The organism is Brenneria alni (genome assembly GCF_003666245.1).
Classification (GTDB): domain Bacteria; phylum Pseudomonadota; class Gammaproteobacteria; order Enterobacterales; family Enterobacteriaceae; genus Brenneria; species Brenneria alni.
The window spans coordinates 19,956-36,254 of sequence record NZ_MJLZ01000034.1 but is presented as its reverse complement, the minus strand read 5'-3'; the positions used below and the strand labels follow the sequence as shown (position 1 = coordinate 36,254).

Below are 16,299 nucleotides of genomic sequence, written 5' to 3'. Positions count from 1 at the left end.
TATGTTCGCACACGTTGATGTAAACAGCTTTTATGCCGCTTGTGAGACAGTATTTCGGCCAGATCTGAAAGGCAAACCGGTTGTTGTGCTGTCGAATAATGACGGTTGTGTCATTGCCCGCAACAGCGAGGCAAAAAAGCTGGGCATTATAATGGGGGCGCCGTTTTTTAAGATAAAAGACGCGCTGCAACGGCATGGCGTTCACGTATTCAGTTCAAACTATGCGTTGTATGCGGATATGTCGAACCGGGTGATGGCAACGCTTGAAGAGATGGCGCCAGACATTGAAATTTACTCCATTGACGAAGCCTTTATGAACATTGGCGGCCTCAGCAATGGCGTGCTGTTGGAACAGTTTGGCAGAGAGGTGCGCTCACAGGTGCAAAGACATGCGCATTTGACGGTTGGCGTCGGTATTGCACCGACGAAGACGCTGGCCAAGCTGGCTAACTATGCGGCAAAAAAATGGTTAAAGGCGGGGGGCGTGGTGGATTTGTCCCGTCCCGAGCGTCAGCGAAAACTACTCGCGCTGGCGCCGGTAGCGGATGTATGGGGTGTTGGTCGCCGCATCAGTAAGAGGCTGGATATGATGGGGATTGAAACAGCGCTGCACCTGGCGGATTGCTCAACCAGTCTGATCCGTAAACATTTTAATGTCTTTCTGGAACGCACGGTGCGGGAATTGCGTGGCGAGCCTTGTCTGGAACTGGACGCGTTTGCGCCGATAAAGCAGCAAATTGTTTGCAGCCGGTCATTCGGTTCGCGGATTACCCGGTATGAAGATATGCGGGAGGCGGTGTGTGCGTATGCCGAACGCGCAGCGGAAAAACTCCGGGCAGAACAACAGTATTGCCGACACATCAGCGTGTTTCTACGGACAAGTCCACATGCCGAAGATGAAGTTTTCTATTCAAATCAAGCTGCCGGCCAACTGATGATCCCCTCCAACGACACGCGGGACATCATCCGTGTAGCAACAGAGGCGCTGGATCGCATCTGGAGAGAGGGCCACCGTTATATGAAAGCTGGCGTGATGTTGAGCGATTTTTTCAGTCAGGGGGTGGCGCAGCTAAATCTTTTTGACGACCATGCGCCCCGGAAGAATGGTGACGCGCTGATGCATGTGCTGGATGAGCTGAATCGGAGCGGAAAGGGGAAAGTTTGGTTTGCTGGTCAAGGTATTCAGAAATCATGGTCGATGAAGCGGGAACTGCTCTCTCCGGCATACACCACCCGGTATACCGACTTACCAGTCGTCAGATAGCGGCTTTATGTTTGGTTGAGAATAATACTTGATGGTGCGTTCTAATGGACTCGAACCATCGACCCCCACCATGTCAAGGTGGTGCTCTAACCAACTGAGCTAAGAACGCATTCAGGGGAACAAACTTGTTTAAAACCAGGCTGTCAGCCTGACAGCGGGGAAGAATATTAACGGGCTATATCGCTGCTGGCAAGGAGAAAAATGCAAATTTGCTCCCTTATACGGTGCGATTGCTGCGCTTCTATTCATCCCGCTGTTTTTTTCACCCTTTACTGGTATGTATATCTGACTATGAGGCCAAATCAGTATTAACGGGCGGCCCGCATCAGGATTTGTGCCGCAGGCTGGCGCTGGAGCCAGCGAATTCGTGTAACCATCATGATCGCCGCCGCTGTCAGGCCAATAATAAATCCCCACCAAAATCCCGCAGGCCCCATGCGTGGCGCGATATGATCCGTTAAAGCCAGCAGATAGCCACTGGGCAGCCCCAGTCCCCAATAGGCGGTGAATGTAATATAAAAAATCGATCGGGTATCTTTATATCCGCGTAATACACCGCTGCCGACAACCTGCACTGCATCAGATATTTGATAAACGGCAGCCAGTAGCATCAACTGAGAGGCCATTGCCACCACGTCCGGATCCTGGTTGTAAAGCAGGGCGATGGGTTCGCGTAAAAGCGTAGTAAAAATTGCGGTACAGAACGCCAGTATCACGCCAGTCATCAGCCCCGTATAGGCAGCGATACGTGCATTATCTACAGAGCCTTCTCCTAATCGATGCCCGACACGTATTGTCGTCGCTATACCAACGGATAGCGGGAGAACGAACATCAATGAGCTGAAATTCAGTGCGATCTGATGACCAGCAACGTCAACAACGCCCAGGGGTAAAACCAGCAGGGCGACGATGGCAAATAACGTCACTTCAAAAAGCAGCGCCAGTGCAATAGGCAGGCCGAGATTAGACAGGCGCTTCAGTGCCTGCCAGTCTGGTTTGAAAGGGGAGCGCGGCTTAATATCACGCAACCAGGCCGCACGTTTGGTGTAGGCTATCATCATCAGCAGCATGATCCAGTAAACGGCGGCGGTCGCCACGCCGCAGCCAACTCCGCCCATTTCAGGCACGCCAAATTTGCCAAAGATGAAAATATAATTAATCGGAACGTTAATTAATAACCCGATTAAACTAATGACCATGCCCGGCTGGGGTTTTGACAGACCTTCGCACTGGCAGCGCAAAACCTGATAGAACAGATAGCCGGGCACGCCCCACAGCAGTGCGTGTAAATAGCCAACGGCTTTTTCAGCCAGTTCGGGAGCGTCGCCGTTCATCAGGCGGATGATGTGCTCCCCCTGGTAAAGCGCCAGCATGATTAACAGGGAAACCATCAACGCCAGAAAAAAGGATTGCTGAACCTGATGAGCAATGTGATCACGGCGACCGGAGCCATTCAATTGGGCAACCACCGGGGTCAATGCCAGTAATAATCCGTGGCCGAAGAGTATCGCGGGTAGCCAGATAGACGTGCCAACGGCAACGGCGGCCATATCCGTGGCGCTGTAAGAACCGGCGATGATGGTATCAACCACACCCATAGATGTCTGAGACACTTGCGCAATGATGACAGGAACCGCGAGCGCCAATGACTTACGCGCCTCTGACAAATACTTCTGCACAAACACCTTCCTTGAATTGACTCAACGGGTAGCGGGATAATTGAATGCGGGTAAATGCAGCGGGTGTCGCTGCTGGAAACAAGGCTGATATTGTAACGGCTTGTCAGAAGTAAGCCAGCTTGACGGAGAATAAATTAGAGCCTACTGGGATAGGCTGTTAATTGAAGGTGCGGTAGCGGTTAACCAGCTCCTCGATTTTGGCAATGAGGTTTGGTTTTCAACGTAATATGGGGCAAACTGAATAAAAGTCATCTCTATCAATCAGCAATGAGCGAGTTGCCTGCATCGCCCAACGCTCATTTTATTTACGCCATTTTTTAAGAGGCAAGTGTATGTTTACCGGTATTGTTCAAGGCACTGCGCCGGTGGTGTCCATTAATGAAAAATCAAATTTTCGTACCCATGTTGTTAAACTCCCGCCAGAATTATTGCCGGGATTAGTCCCTGGCGCTTCTGTGGCCAATAATGGCTGCTGTCTGACGGTGACGTCGATAGATGGCGATCGCGTCAGTTTTGATTTAATGAAAGAGACGCTGCGACTGACCAATTTGGGGGATATTACCGAAGGCGACAGCGTTAACCTTGAACGTGCGGCAAAATATGGTGATGAGATCGGTGGGCATATTATGTCCGGTCATATCATTTGTACCGCAGAAGTGGTGAAAATTCTGGTTTCAGAAAACAACCACCAGATTTGGTTTCGTCTGGCAGACGAATCACTGATGAAGTATGTGCTGCATAAGGGGTTTATCGGAATTGATGGGATCAGTCTGACGATTGGCGAGGTTAGCCGCAGCCGATTCTGTGTGCATTTGATTCCAGAAACGCTAAATCGTACGACCCTGGGACAAAAGCGGCTGGGGCATCGGGTGAATATCGAAATCGACCCGCAGACACAGGCGGTGGTGGATACGGTGGAACGGGTATTAGCCAGCCAACAGACTCCGGCCCCGGTTACTGAAGAGTAAAAAATAAGCCGTTCGGGAAATGATCGCGAACGGCCTGATTAACATCAGTCTCAGCGCGGAACACGCAGGCCGCCCTCGATACCGTCAATACTGAACAGGACTTGCCAAAGCTGAATGTTACGGGCGCGGAACGCACCGGCGCAGGCATTGAGGTAGTAGCTGAACATGCGGTGGAATCGTGCGGAGTAGCGTTCGGATAGCTCCGGCCAGCATTGCTGGAAACGTTCGTGCCAGGCCATCAGAGTTCGATCATAATCGGCGCCAAAGTTATGCCAGTCTTCCATCACCATGTAGGGTTCGCTGGCATGAGCGATATGCTGTACTGAAGGGATGCAGCCGTTAGGGAAAATGTATTTATCAATCCAGGGGTCGACTTCAGAGTTGGTTTTTGTTGCGCCAATGGTATGAAGTAAAAATAATCCGTCTGGCTTAAGGTTCTTACTTACAATCCGGAAATAGGTTGCGTAGTTCCTTGGCCCGACATGTTCAAACATCCCGACGGAAACGACCCGATCAAATTGCAGATTCAGATCACGATAGTCTTGCAGCAAAATGGTGACATCCAAATCCTTGCAGCGTAGCTGGGCCAGTTTTTGCTGTTCTTTGGAAATGGTGACGCCGCAGACGGATACGCCATACCGGCGTGCGGCAAATTCCGCCAGTCCGCCCCAGCCACAGCCGATATCCAACAATTTCATTCCTGGCTTAAGTTGCAGCTTTTCGCAGATCATCGCCAATTTGTCTTCCTGCGCTTGCTCTAGCGTAGATGCTTGTTTCCAGTAGCCGCAAGAGTACTGCATATAAGGATCCAGCATCAGCGAAAATAAGTCGTTGCCTAAATCATAGTGCTCTTTACCGACTATCCAGGCGCGCTTTTTAGATTGTAAATTTACTAGCCGTGCGGCAGCGACACGCAAGACATCTTTCAGATGGTGAGGCAATTTTTCATCCAGTCCGGCGCGCAATACGCGATGAAAAAATACGTCCAGTCTCTCACACTCCCACCAGCCATCCATGTAGCTTTCACCCAATCCCAATGATCCTTCACGCAGTACGCGTTTAAAAAAACCAGGATTTTTAACCTTGATATCAAAAGGGCGAGAGCCGTTGATTTTGATATCGGCCATGTCCAGCATTTCGCGCACAATTTGAAACCAGGACGTGTTATGACGGCCCAGTTCCTCTACATCCTCTACACATGATGAACTCATAACTTCTCCCTACCTTGCTACTCGTGATGAAACCGCAAGGAAAGCATAGACAATTTTTACCTATTAATCGGTATCGGTGGGGGATCGCCCATCGTCTACTCTCTGAATAATCAGAGCAAATAAAGAGAAAAGCCGGTACGCAAACACGTAGGGGCACTCATCCATAAGATAAACACGCACATTCCGTATGCGCTTACCACTAAAGGATAGTGATAAACAGGGTTGTTGTCACAAAAGGCCAAAAATAGTTTATGACTGCTTCAGCCAGGGTACAAGTATAAATTGGCTGAGGCAGTTGGTGGCATCATGGGGGGGCCGCCTGATATAAGAAATTCGTCTGTTCTCAGGAGTAACGCCGGTAATCGCGGAATGGGCCATCGGCAACGGAGCGACGTTCAATCAGGGTAGGGTGTACCTCAATGACCTGTGCGTCTTCACGCTTGCTGGTGATACGGTCCAGTAACATGGCGAAAGCAGATTGCCCTAGTCGTTCTTTGGGCTGGTGGATGGTTGTCAGCGCCGGGGTAAAAAAGCGGGCATGACGAATATTGTCGTATCCAATCACTGAAATATCCTGAGGAACACGCAACCCCAACTCATCGGCTGCGCAAATTGCCCCCATGGCCATAATATCTCCACCGCAGAACACCGCCGTCGGCCGATGTTTTTGCGCCAGAATCTGATGCATTGCCTTATAACCGGATTCCGGTTCAAAATCTCCCTGAACGACCCATTCATCACGGATCTGAATAGCGGCATCATTCAACGCTTGCAAAAAGCCAAGATAGCGCCCGCTACCGGTATTCCGTTCTTGAATACCAGGGATGGCGCCGATGTCCCGGTGGCCGCGTTCGATAAGGTAGCGACCTGCCATATACCCCCCCTCAAAGGCGTTATCAATAATGGTATCGGTAAAATCATTGTGAGCCTGACCCCAATCCATGACCACCATCGGAATGCTGCGATAGTCTTCCAGCATGACGAGCAACTCAGGGGGATATTCTGCACACATGACCAGCAATCCATCGACACGTTTCTGGGCCAGCATGGAAAGATAGGCGCGTTGTTTATCGAGATCGTTATGCGAGTTACACAAAATCAGCGTGTAACCCTTGGCATAGCAACTGTTTTCAACGGCTTCTATGATTTCAGCAAAGTAGGGGGCTTCACTTGACGTGGCCAGTAACCCAATGGATTTGGTGTGATTGACTTTAAGACTGCGGGCGACGGCACTGGGTGAATAGTGTAATTCCTTAATGGCGGCCCTCACGGCAGCTTTAGTCTCTTCGGCGACGAAACGTGTTTTATTAATCACGTGTGATACGGTTGTGGTAGAAACGCCGGCACGTTTTGCCACATCTTTGATCGTTGCCATGTAAAAATGACTCCTGAACTGACTTATTACAGTCGTAAGTATATTGTTAATCGTTTGCCTGCGTTTCATCTTCTCTTTCTAAGTAAAAACAGGTTTTTCAGAAGGAGAATGCCGAATGGTATACCTGAAGGGGCAAGGTTGACGTTTTTCGACTAATACGCGACGTGCCGTTAAACAGCGGATTTTGTCCGATTTGCCACGAAAGTGGAAGCGGTAATTTATACTGGTAGTGATACACCGGTATGAGATTTTTCGGTCAAACTATGGAAGAATCTCAATCGTCATAGGCTATGCCGTTTTAACTCGAAGTTTGGTTTGAGCGTCCCAAGATGGTTAATGCTTTCTTCCGATAACTTGATGTGCAAAAGGAGACACTTATGGATACTGACCTGAAGATGTCGTTGCTGACCACCGTTGGTGCGCTGGCAATGATCATTGTATTTAGTTTTGTTGCGGTATTGAATTAATCAGCGTCCCGCTGTTTATCGTCATCATTCAGGCACGTTTACGTGCCTGAATTCTTTCTGTTTATGCTGAACGACTTTGGGTGTACTTGTCTGAACCCAGATCAGCGAATGGTCTGAGGGGTGACAACACGACGGGCACCGACATAATGATCCTGCCAGTAATCCTCACTCAGTTTACTGATACGGATATCTGAGCCGGTGCGCGGTGACTGAATAAATTTACCCTCCCCCAGATAGACCCCGACATGATCGGCTTCGCCACGATTATTGATGCGGAAGAAAACCAAATCGCCGCTTTCCAACTCATTTTTCTTTATCGGCGCCGCATCGCGCAAATGATACATTTCATTTGCTGTGCGGGGGATGGGAATTTTTACAACGTCTTTGTAGGCGTAATAAACCAAACCACTACAGTCAAACCCGGTAAAAGGTGATGCCCCCCCCCAACGATAGGGTTTGCCCACCTGGCTCATCAGCTTGTTCATTGCCGTTAATTTGGCATGTTGGTAGCGTCTTTTGTGGGTATCGCTCAATTCTAATCCTTTGTGGGTATTGCTCAGTTCTAATCCTTTTTCTGTTTTATTTTTAAGGCGGATGACTTTTATTTTGGAATGTGTAGAAGCCATCTTCGCGTCGTTTTCCGATCGCAATTTTTTGAGGTTTTTCCTAACCAGCGCTGGTGTGCTGCCCTTCGTTCTTGGCAGTGCTTGTTCTTGTTTATGCCTGGTGATGAGGGGGTGATTAACTTTATCGGCGGCAGAGTTTACTTTGTCGATGGGCTTTTTCTGGCTTTTTATCGGTATCGGTGATTTTTGAGGATTTTTCTTCGTCTGCTTGCTTTTCTTATGATCTCCCGCCGGTGCGCTGTTTACGTTGACTTTTCGCGGCGAGGAATTTGGCGTATGAGGTGTCGCCTGCGCTAAGTTCAGGAATAGATTACTGAAAAATAATATAAAAATGGTAGTAAACAAGCGCATGATGGCTGGGGGGGATCATCCTTAATATCGTTAAGCCCGTACAGTATTCCCGAAAACGGCATTATAAAAAAGTGGGAATGACCTCTTTATTGATACAGAATAGTGAAAAAAAGTTAATTGTGGTTTTTTTTTGCGGATTTATCATCGTTTTTTGCCCTGGCTTCCATCAAATACCGTTCGTTTACAGGGAAGATATATCCCTACAAAAAATGGCGTTTTTTTGTTGACGCTGCCCTCGGTACAATATAATTGCGTGGATGGCGCTGTAATGGCACATCTGACAGATGCTCATGGTTAATTAATATTGCGTTAGCCATCCAATAGATTTAAGGAAGCAAGAGAATGACGACAACGACAATTGAAAAAATTCAGCGCCAGATCGCTGAAAACCCGATTCTGCTGTATATGAAAGGTTCACCTAAATTGCCAAGCTGCGGGTTTTCCGCACAGGCAGTACAGGCGTTGTCTGCTTGTGGCGAACGTTTTGCCTATGTCGATATCTTGCAGAACCCGGATATCCGTGCAGAGTTACCTAAGTATGCTAACTGGCCGACGTTTCCCCAACTGTGGGTCGATGGTGAATTAGTCGGCGGCTGCGACATCATTATTGAAATGTATCAGCGCGGCGAGTTACAGCAACTGATTAAAGAAACAGCAGAAAAATATAAGTCCCAGCAGGAAGATCAGGAATAAATCCGGCGGAAAGCCATACGCTTAAGCGCGATACAGATAAAATCTTGCTGTGTGATGAAACAAGACAGGGGGCGGAAGCTACCCTGTCATTTTTAATGACGGCTAACTGGCAACCGGGGTTTCTTGTGATTGATTCTCGTCAAAAGCGATAGGCCACCCCCCCATCCGTTTCCATCTGTTAACCAGTTCACAAAATAGCAGTGCAGTCTGATTGGTATCATAGAGTGCGGAGTGCGCCTGGCTGGAGTCAAAAGCGATACCCGCAGTGATACAGGCTTTGGCAAGAACAGTTTGCCCTAAGACCAGACCACTAAGAGCCGCCGTGTCAAAAGTGGCGAAAGGATGGAAAGGATTACGCTTTAAACTGCAACGTTCAGCCGCAGCCATCATAAAGCTATGATCAAAAGTGGCGTTATGCGCCACGATAATTGCCCGATTACAACCCTGGTCTTTTAATCCCTTGCGGACAACTTTGAAAATTTCATGCAGAGCTTCATATTCGCTGACCGCACCACGTAACGGGTTGCTTGGGTCAATACCGTTAAACGCCAGAGCGGCGGGTTCCAATATTGCGCCGTCAAAAGGCTCAACATGAAAATGTAAGGTTTCATCTGGCTGTAGCCATCCATCAACATCCATTTTTAATGTTACCGCTGCGACTTCCAGCAATGCATCGGTCTTGGCATTAAACCCGGCAGTTTCAACATCGATCACCACCGGGTAAAACCCACGGAAACGACCACTCAGGGCGTTCAGGTCATTTTTATCAGCCATTAGTCTCTTAATCTTTAGCAAAATGCAGCGCGCATTATGGCAAATTTTGGCGAGAGATGCAGTATACCTTGCTTACCTGATTTGGGGTTGCAGCCTCTTGCCGCAACGCTAATGATTGGGGAGCGTATGTGAAAACAGGGCAGGTGCCCGCCTGGCACCTGCATAGCGTAATTAGCGGCCAATCCCCTGACCGGATTGTGCGTTTTCAATCAGCTCAATTTTGTAACCATCAGGATCTTCAACAAAGGCAATAACGGTTGTACCGCCTTTTACCGGGCCAGCTTCACGGGTTACATTTCCCCCCGCTTTACGAATGCGATCACAGGTGGCCGCTACATCATCTACACCCAGCGCGATATGGCCATATGCGTTACCCAGATCGTAACGATCTACGCCCCAGTTATAAGTTAATTCAATGACAGCCCCTTCGCTTTCTTCGGTATAGCCGACGAATGCCAGAGTATATTTATATTCGGTGTTTTCACTGGTACGTAGCAGACGCATACCTAGCACATTGGTATAAAAGTCGATAGCGCGTGGTAAATCGCCAACACGCAGCATGGTGTGAAGTAGGCGCATAATTTCAACTTCCTCGATTGGCTATTGTGGTTAAACGGCAACATGGTGGAAAAAACGATAGGAAGGAAGTATAGCGTTGCAGATATGCTGAGTCCAAGATATTGCCGGCAAAGGCCGTGGCTTGATGCTCCACCGTTTCAGGAGAGCGTCGGTAGTAAAACGTTGTCTCTTCTGACTCATACGGGCTGAAAATAGGAAAATCGTGCCGGTGAACGGTGCGATAACGCAGGAAAATTATCTGAAATTACAATGGGTACTAATTATTTTACTTGTTATCCTTAGCTAGGACTTGCCAGCGAGAGAGAACCGGGCTTCAATAAACACAGTGGTGAAAGGAGGTACGGTGCCTGAGCAACTTGAGCTCTTTGTTGTCCCCAATCCATGTCGCGGCGTTTGTCAGTCTGATGAGCGTGGTTTTTGTCGCGGTTGCTTTCGCAATCGCCATGAGCGTTTTGTCTGGGGGCAGATGAGTGATGCACAGAAACAGGACGTATTGCGCCTGTGCCGGCAGAGAATGAAACGTTGGTTGCGTGCAGAAAAAACAACGCAGTCAGTGACAGTGGAACCTCAGCAACCGCCCTTATTTTAGCGTCAAGTAAACAGCCACTGAATAAAATAAGCCTAAGATCATTTTTAAAGGACTTTTATTTGGTAGAATCCCTTTTTCTGAAATAATAAAAGTCATTTTTTTTATAAATCGGAATCGATTGCAATCCAGGGATATAACTTAGCAAGCTAATTATAAGGAGCGTTTATGGAATTGCCATTAGGATCTGATTTAGCTCGTTTAGTGCGCGTTTGGCGTGCATTAATTGATCATCGGTTAAAACCACTGGAATTGACTCAAACACATTGGGTGACATTACACAATATACATCATTTGCCGCCGGGCCAGTCACAGATTCAACTTGCCAAAGCTATAGGGATCGAGCAGCCTTCATTAGTCAGAACATTAGATCAACTGGAAGAGAAGGGATTGATTACCAGACATGTATGCTCACATGACAGACGCGCTAAACGTATATTGCTTACCGAAGCCGCAGATCCAATAATACAGGCGGTTAATGATGTGATTAGCCACACCCGTAGAGAAATTCTATTTGGCATTACTCCTCAACAGGTCGAGGAATTAGCCTTGCTGATTGCGCGTTTGGAACAAAATATACTGGCATTACATGAGGACCAGTCTTAGTTAATTGTCTCATCCGCCTTTGTGGAAAAGAAATAATTCCCAGTAAGGTTTTCAAGTTTATTATTGTCCGTCTTTTAATATACTCTAAATAATTCGAGTTGCAGGAAGGTGGCAAGAGAAGGACAAATTCGTCGGGAACGAATTTGACCAGCCAACGGCTGACCTTTGGTGAGAGACAGGATGTCTCTCATTAATCCCGATGAGCTTACACAAGTAAGTGATTCGGGTGACAAATCTGCCAGGAGCAGATTTGAACGCTGTTCACAGCGGCCCCGAAGGGGCGAGGCCCACGGATGAGCCGAGTAGTGAACGCGGCCAACGCACATGCAACTTGAAGTATGACGAGTACAGACGTTTAATTATTGATGATAATCACCACCTGTACAGGTGGTGATTATTTTCATGTGTTAGCGAGGGGAGACGGTAATGCTGCGGCCATTACTCGCCATAGCCACACGTTGTCCTGCGCTGAATTTGGTATCACCTTGTTTTTGAACAACCATGACGGTGCTGCCATCATCTTTACGGATTTCCAGTTCGACACCTTGAGTACGGTTCAGGGCGTCAGTGGCGCTGTTACCTGCTACGCCGCCTGCAACAGCACCTGCCGCAGTTGCCAGACTACGGCCTGATCCCCCACCGATGGTGTTACCCAGAAAACCCCCTAAAACCGCCCCGCCAAGTGCGCCGATAACGTTGGCGTCTTCACCCGCCTGAATCTGAACCGGACGTGTCGATACAATGGTTCCGTAGGTGACGGTTTGCACCTGTTTGGCTTCGGAGGCGCTGTAAACATCTCCGGAAAGCGTACTGGTATTGGCACAGCCAGCCAGTGTGATACCAGCCAGAGTAACCACAAGCAAACGCTTCATCATAAACAATACTCCTGTAATGGCGATATGTCGGGTTGGCAAAGCCTTGGCCGACGAATTTTATACGATTAAATTATGGTCTGGCTTGGCGTTCCATTCCACTCTTTTTACTCTTTTTTGCAGAATATAATAGTGCGCCTAAATTGGTGGTAAACGGCGAGTAAAATCCGCCCAATCTGTTTTTTTTTTGTTGTAAATACCATCACTCGGCTATTTTTTAACAAAAATTCAACTGAGATAACAAAACATAAAAAATATAATAATTCAGTGTGTTAAAATGTTATTTTTGCCCTAATCCTATTTTCAAGGGTTACTTTTCTTTATCCCGCAGGGAAAAAGGTCATGAAATGAGATCCGGCAGATACATTGGTGTGATGTCAGGCACCAGCCTCGATGGTATTGATGTGGTGATGGCGGCTATTGATGAAGACACCGTTGCGCAGCAAGCCAGCTATTGCCACCCTATCCCGCAGCATATTAAAAAGGCCGTTCTGGGTATGTGTCAGGGGCAGAAGGTCACACTGTCCGCTCTTGGGCAGCTAGACACCCGGATGGGAATCTTGTTCGCAGAGGCGGTTCTGGCATTGCTCAAAGAAACAGGGCTGGGAGCGCAGGATATTACCGCTATCGGCTGCCACGGGCAGACCGTCTGGCACGAACCGAATGGCGAGGCATCCTGTACGCTACAGATTGGTGATAATAACCGTATTGCCGCAATGACCGGGATTACCACCGTGGGCGATTTTCGCCGCCGCGATCTGGCATACGGCGGGCAGGGGGCTCCACTGGTGCCGGCATTTCATCATGCATTATTGCAGCACCCGGTTGAGCGGCGCATCGTACTTAACATCGGTGGTATTGCCAATTTGTCGCTATTGGTTCCGGGGGCAGTCGTACGTGGTTATGATACCGGTCCGGGTAATATGTTATTAGATTCCTGGATCTGGCGTCATTGTGCGCAACCCTACGATAAAAATGCCAAATGGGCGATGACGGGGCAGGTTCATCCGCTGCTATTACACCGAATGATGGCCGATCCCTATTTTTCGCTAAGGGCGCCGAAGAGTACAGGGCGTGAATACTTTAATCTGGGCTGGCTGGAGAAAAAACTGGCGGGTCTGCCGCCGATATCGACTCAGGACGTTCAGGCTACGCTGGTTGAACTGACGGCCATGAGCATCGCCGAGCAGGTTTTGTTGAGCGGTGGCTGCGAACGATTACTGGTGTGCGGCGGCGGCGCCCGCAACCCCCTTATCATGGCTCGGCTTTCGGCTTTGTTAGCCGGTATTGAAGTCAGTACAACGGATGAATTCGGCGTCAGTGGTGATGATATGGAAGCGCTTGCCTTTGCCTGGCTGGCGTCTCGTACCTTATCTGGCTTACCGGGAAATCTGCCGTCGGTTACGGGGGCAAGTCAGGAAACGGTGCTGGGGGCAATTTACCCTGCCATGATGGACTAATCGGATTTTGCTGAGTTTCATTAATCCGCCTATTGTTAAACTGGTAACAGTGAAATTGTTGATGCCGCCGGACTGGCGCACATTTCACTGATATCGGAAAAACAGGAGAAGAAGAATGAAACCACTGCTGACAGGGGCGGTACTGGTACTATTAAGCGGATGCAGCTATTTTGGTCATCAACAATCGGTTGAAACGTTGTACTACCAGTGCGGTACGATGCCGCTGACGGTAACGATGCAGCAGGATGATCAATCGACCTCGCAGGTCAGCTTTTTGCTTGACGGAGAGAGCCATACCTTGCCGCAGGTTGTCTCTGCCTCCGGAGCAAGATACAGCGATGGGGCGTATACTTTCTGGAGCAAGGGAAACCATGCTTTTATTCAGCGCGGTGAACGGGTCATTGTTGATGATTGCGCGTTAAGATGACGGTGCTTTAACGCTATAATCGCCGTTATGACCACAGGCTGGCCGTGTTGTTGCTGATTGAGATTTTTCGGGTACGGGCGCAAAATAATGAGATTCACCCCCTTTTCCGACTCGTGATTGTCACAGCAGGACACCAGCACACTATGACACAGGAAAGCATCTCTTCCAGTATGACGCCCCCCTCTCAGGAACCCGATATCGCGGATCTGCGCCGTGAATATACCCGTGGGGGGCTGCGCCGCAGCGATCTCACCGATAACCCGCTGGATCTGTTTGAGCGTTGGCTAAAACAGGCATGTGAAGCGAAACTGGCGGATCCAACGGCCATGTCGGTCGCAACGGTTGATGAGCAGGGACAGCCTTATCAGCGAATCGTTTTGTTAAAACATTACGATGAAAAAGGCATGGTGTTTTACACCAATATGGGGAGTCGCAAAGCGCTGCATCTGGCGCATAACCCGAAAGTCAGCCTGCTGTTTCCCTGGCATATGCTGGAACGGCAGGTAATGGTGCTGGGCCGGGCCGAGAAGTTGCCTGCGCTGGAGGTTCTGAAGTATTTTCACAGCCGCCCCAAAGACAGTCAGATTGGCGCGTGGGTCTCCAAACAGTCCAGCCGGATCTCCGCCCGCGGTATTCTGGAAAGTAAATTTCTGGAGCTTAAACAGAAATTCCAGCATGGTGAAGTGCCGTTGCCGAGCTTCTGGGGCGGTTTTCGCATTACTATCGATTCCGTGGAGTTCTGGCAAGGCGGCGAGCACCGCCTGCACGACCGGTTCTTCTATCAACGGCAGGACGATGGCTGGCAGGTTGATCGCTTGGCGCCTTAATCCTCAAATATCCTTGTTAAACTCTGGCGCTCCTGACGTGAGCGCTTTATCCTATGGCGTTTCGCGCCATCGGCGTTTTTGGCCGGGATGGGCGATTAACCTGATATTTCAGTCCTTGATTTTTAACGGGATGAGTAGACCAATAAATAGGCGACTGCCAGTAGGCTATGCCTTGCATACAATACGATATTTTGCATAAAAACGGAGTTATCGATGGCGAGTAGTAACCTGATTAAACAACTGCAAGAGCGGGGCTTAATTGCCCAGGTGACGGATGAGGAAGCGTTGGCAGAGCGACTGGCGCAAGGGCCAATCGCGCTGTATTGCGGCTTCGATCCCACTGCCGACAGCTTGCATTTGGGGCATCTGGTGCCGCTGCTTTGCCTGAAGCGTTTCCAGCTGGCCGGACACAAACCGGTGGCGCTGGTCGGCGGCGCCACCGGCCTGATCGGCGACCCAAGTTTTAAGGCAACGGAACGTAAACTGAACACTGCGGAAACCGTCAGTGAATGGGTAGAAAAAATACGCCGTCAGGTTTCTCCGTTCCTGGATTTTGATTGCGGTGAAAACAGTGCGATTGCTGCCAACAACTATGATTGGTTCGGCAAGATGAATGTGCTGGATTTCCTGCGCGATATCGGCAAGCATTTCTCCGTTAATCAGATGATTAACAAAGAAGCGGTTAAGCAGCGCCTGAACCGCGATGATGTGGGTATTTCCTTTACCGAATTTTCCTACAACCTGTTACAGGGTTACGACTTCGCCTCTTTGAATAAGCAGCATAATGTTGAGCTGCAAATTGGCGGTTCGGATCAGTGGGGGAACATTACGTCCGGTATTGATTTGACCCGTCGAATGAATCAGAAACAAGTTTATGGCATGACTGTGCCGCTGATCACCAAGTCTGACGGCACTAAATTCGGTAAAACCGAAGGCGGCGCAATCTGGCTCGATGCCAGCAAAACCAGTCCCTATAAGTTCTATCAGTTCTGGATCAATACGGCTGATGCCGATGTTTACCGCTTCCTGAAGTTCTTCACTTTCATCAGTCTGGAGGCGATCAATACGCTGGAAGAAGAGGATAAAAACAGCGATAAGGCGCCGCGTGCTCAACATGTGCTGGCGGAAGAGGTAACCCGTATGGTTCACGGTGACGCGGGATTAGCTGCGGCACGCCGCATTACGCAAAGCCTGTTCTCCGGCTCAGTGCAGGATATGACACAGGAAGATTTTGCCCAGTTGGCTCAGGATGGTATGCCGATCATTGAACTGGAGCAGAATGCTGATCTACAGCAGGCGCTGGTCAGTGCGGAACTGGTGCCATCGCGCGGCCAGGCTCGCACGATGATTTCCTCTAATGCGGTGGCGATCAACGGTGAAAAACAAGCCGATCCAGAATACACATTTAGTGCAGGCGATCGTCTGTTTGACCGTTATACCTTGTTGCGCCGGGGTAAAAAGCACTACTGCCTGGTCTGCTGGAAAGCATAAGCATAGGTAAACGGGGAACGTAAGCCCCCTGTATTTTGTTAGC

17 protein-coding genes and 1 tRNA gene are annotated in these 16,299 nt (G+C 49.1%); 10 read left to right on the top strand and 8 right to left on the bottom strand.

Features of this window, described 5'->3' with window-relative positions; translation table 11 throughout:
* Position 1 precedes the first annotated feature (1 nt).
* On the top strand, positions 2-1,264 hold the full coding sequence (gene umuC / locus BIY29_RS14420; RefSeq protein WP_121575793.1) for a translesion error-prone DNA polymerase V subunit UmuC: 1,263 nt from the start codon (positions 2-4) through the stop codon (positions 1,262-1,264).
* A gap of 32 nt (positions 1,265-1,296) precedes the next feature.
* Here umuC and BIY29_RS14415 read toward each other — a convergent pair.
* A tRNA-Val gene (locus BIY29_RS14415) sits at positions 1,297-1,373 on the bottom strand.
* 199 nt (positions 1,374-1,572) lie between these two features.
* Positions 1,573-2,943, bottom strand: coding sequence for an MATE family efflux transporter (locus BIY29_RS14410; RefSeq protein WP_121575792.1), 1,371 nt, complete (start codon positions 2,941-2,943; stop codon positions 1,573-1,575).
* A 332-nt stretch (positions 2,944-3,275) separates the two neighbouring features.
* Between BIY29_RS14410 and BIY29_RS14405 the strand changes: the two genes are divergently transcribed.
* Positions 3,276-3,911 (top strand): riboflavin synthase subunit alpha, encoded by a 636-nt coding sequence (locus BIY29_RS14405; RefSeq protein ID WP_121575791.1) that lies wholly within the window; start codon positions 3,276-3,278, stop codon positions 3,909-3,911.
* A gap of 50 nt (positions 3,912-3,961) precedes the next feature.
* Here BIY29_RS14405 and cfa read toward each other — a convergent pair whose 3' ends face one another.
* Both cfa and purR read right to left on the bottom strand, forming a co-directional pair.
* Positions 3,962-5,122, bottom strand: a complete 1,161-nt coding sequence (cfa, locus tag BIY29_RS14400; RefSeq protein ID WP_121575790.1) for a cyclopropane fatty acyl phospholipid synthase — start codon at positions 5,120-5,122, stop codon at positions 3,962-3,964.
* A gap of 343 nt (positions 5,123-5,465) precedes the next feature.
* Positions 5,466-6,497, bottom strand: a complete 1,032-nt coding sequence (gene purR / locus BIY29_RS14395) for an HTH-type transcriptional repressor PurR (RefSeq protein ID WP_121575789.1) — start codon at positions 6,495-6,497, stop codon at positions 5,466-5,468.
* Positions 6,498-6,874: 377 nt separating this feature from the next.
* Between purR and cydH the strand changes: the two genes are divergently transcribed.
* The gene (gene cydH / locus BIY29_RS14390) at positions 6,875-6,964 is read left to right on the top strand and encodes a cytochrome bd-I oxidase subunit CydH (RefSeq protein WP_121575788.1); all 90 of its coding nucleotides are present in this window, start codon (positions 6,875-6,877) and stop codon (positions 6,962-6,964) included.
* A 101-nt stretch (positions 6,965-7,065) separates the two neighbouring features.
* On the opposite strand, the gene BIY29_RS14385 is transcribed toward cydH, so the two are convergent.
* Positions 7,066-7,941, bottom strand: coding sequence for a C40 family peptidase (locus BIY29_RS14385; RefSeq protein WP_121575787.1), 876 nt, complete (start codon positions 7,939-7,941; stop codon positions 7,066-7,068).
* A 342-nt stretch (positions 7,942-8,283) separates the two neighbouring features.
* Here BIY29_RS14385 and BIY29_RS14380 point away from each other — a divergent pair, with 342 nt between their 5' ends.
* The gene (locus BIY29_RS14380) at positions 8,284-8,634 is read left to right on the top strand and encodes a Grx4 family monothiol glutaredoxin (protein ID WP_121575786.1); all 351 of its coding nucleotides are present in this window, start codon (positions 8,284-8,286) and stop codon (positions 8,632-8,634) included.
* A gap of 102 nt (positions 8,635-8,736) precedes the next feature.
* On the opposite strand, the gene rnt is transcribed toward BIY29_RS14380, so the two are convergent.
* On the bottom strand, positions 8,737-9,408 hold the full coding sequence (rnt, locus tag BIY29_RS14375) for a ribonuclease T (RefSeq protein WP_121575785.1): 672 nt from the start codon (positions 9,406-9,408) through the stop codon (positions 8,737-8,739).
* 171 nt (positions 9,409-9,579) lie between these two features.
* Entirely contained in the window at positions 9,580-9,987 is a 408-nt protein-coding gene (gloA, locus tag BIY29_RS14370) for a lactoylglutathione lyase (RefSeq protein WP_121575784.1), read from the bottom strand.
* A 343-nt stretch (positions 9,988-10,330) separates the two neighbouring features.
* On the opposite strand from gloA, the gene BIY29_RS14365 reads away from it, so the two are divergent.
* Both BIY29_RS14365 and slyA read left to right on the top strand, forming a co-directional pair.
* A complete protein-coding gene (locus BIY29_RS14365) occupies positions 10,331-10,576 on the top strand; it encodes a DUF1289 domain-containing protein (protein ID WP_121575783.1) in 246 nt (81 codons plus the stop codon).
* Positions 10,577-10,741: 165 nt separating this feature from the next.
* On the top strand, positions 10,742-11,179 hold the full coding sequence (gene slyA, locus BIY29_RS14360; RefSeq protein ID WP_121575782.1) for a transcriptional regulator SlyA: 438 nt from the start codon (positions 10,742-10,744) through the stop codon (positions 11,177-11,179).
* Between the two features lie 407 nt (positions 11,180-11,586).
* On the opposite strand, the gene BIY29_RS14355 is transcribed toward slyA, so the two are convergent.
* Entirely contained in the window at positions 11,587-12,054 is a 468-nt protein-coding gene (locus BIY29_RS14355; protein ID WP_121575781.1) for an outer membrane lipoprotein, read from the bottom strand.
* A 344-nt stretch (positions 12,055-12,398) separates the two neighbouring features.
* On the opposite strand from BIY29_RS14355, the gene anmK reads away from it, so the two are divergent.
* From anmK to tyrS, 4 genes are all read left to right on the top strand, one after another.
* The gene (gene anmK / locus BIY29_RS14350) at positions 12,399-13,511 is read left to right on the top strand and encodes an anhydro-N-acetylmuramic acid kinase (RefSeq protein ID WP_121575780.1); all 1,113 of its coding nucleotides are present in this window, start codon (positions 12,399-12,401) and stop codon (positions 13,509-13,511) included.
* Positions 13,512-13,626: 115 nt separating this feature from the next.
* On the top strand, positions 13,627-13,938 hold the full coding sequence (locus tag BIY29_RS14345) for an MliC family protein (RefSeq protein ID WP_121575779.1): 312 nt from the start codon (positions 13,627-13,629) through the stop codon (positions 13,936-13,938).
* Positions 13,939-14,108: 170 nt separating this feature from the next.
* Positions 14,109-14,765 (top strand): pyridoxamine 5'-phosphate oxidase, encoded by a 657-nt coding sequence (pdxH, locus tag BIY29_RS14340; protein WP_121575806.1) that lies wholly within the window; start codon positions 14,109-14,111, stop codon positions 14,763-14,765.
* 213 nt (positions 14,766-14,978) lie between these two features.
* The gene (gene tyrS, locus BIY29_RS14335; protein ID WP_121575778.1) at positions 14,979-16,256 is read left to right on the top strand and encodes a tyrosine--tRNA ligase; all 1,278 of its coding nucleotides are present in this window, start codon (positions 14,979-14,981) and stop codon (positions 16,254-16,256) included.
* The last annotated feature ends 43 nt before the right edge of the window (positions 16,257-16,299 follow it).

Bases quoted from the DNA above. Each gene is read 5' to 3' on its own strand.
- tyrS (WP_121575778.1), top strand. From the start codon at position 14,979: ATGGCGAGTAGTAACCTGATTAAACAACTGCAAGAGCGGGGCTTAATT.
- BIY29_RS14385 (WP_121575787.1), bottom strand. From the start codon at position 7,941: ATGCGCTTGTTTACTACCATTTTTATATTATTTTTCAGTAATCTATTC.
- BIY29_RS14380 (WP_121575786.1), top strand. From the start codon at position 8,284: ATGACGACAACGACAATTGAAAAAATTCAGCGCCAGATCGCTGAAAAC.
- purR (WP_121575789.1), bottom strand. From the start codon at position 6,497: ATGGCAACGATCAAAGATGTGGCAAAACGTGCCGGCGTTTCTACCACA.
- rnt (WP_121575785.1), bottom strand. From the start codon at position 9,408: ATGGCTGATAAAAATGACCTGAACGCCCTGAGTGGTCGTTTCCGTGGG.
- BIY29_RS14345 (WP_121575779.1), top strand. From the start codon at position 13,627: ATGAAACCACTGCTGACAGGGGCGGTACTGGTACTATTAAGCGGATGC.
- cfa (WP_121575790.1), bottom strand. From the start codon at position 5,122: ATGAGTTCATCATGTGTAGAGGATGTAGAGGAACTGGGCCGTCATAAC.
- BIY29_RS14405 (WP_121575791.1), top strand. From the start codon at position 3,276: ATGTTTACCGGTATTGTTCAAGGCACTGCGCCGGTGGTGTCCATTAAT.
- pdxH (WP_121575806.1), top strand. From the start codon at position 14,109: ATGACGCCCCCCTCTCAGGAACCCGATATCGCGGATCTGCGCCGTGAA.
- umuC (WP_121575793.1), top strand. From the start codon at position 2: ATGTTCGCACACGTTGATGTAAACAGCTTTTATGCCGCTTGTGAGACA.
- slyA (WP_121575782.1), top strand. From the start codon at position 10,742: ATGGAATTGCCATTAGGATCTGATTTAGCTCGTTTAGTGCGCGTTTGG.
- anmK (WP_121575780.1), top strand. From the start codon at position 12,399: ATGAGATCCGGCAGATACATTGGTGTGATGTCAGGCACCAGCCTCGAT.
- BIY29_RS14355 (WP_121575781.1), bottom strand. From the start codon at position 12,054: ATGATGAAGCGTTTGCTTGTGGTTACTCTGGCTGGTATCACACTGGCT.
- gloA (WP_121575784.1), bottom strand. From the start codon at position 9,987: ATGCGCCTACTTCACACCATGCTGCGTGTTGGCGATTTACCACGCGCT.
- cydH (WP_121575788.1), top strand. From the start codon at position 6,875: ATGGATACTGACCTGAAGATGTCGTTGCTGACCACCGTTGGTGCGCTG.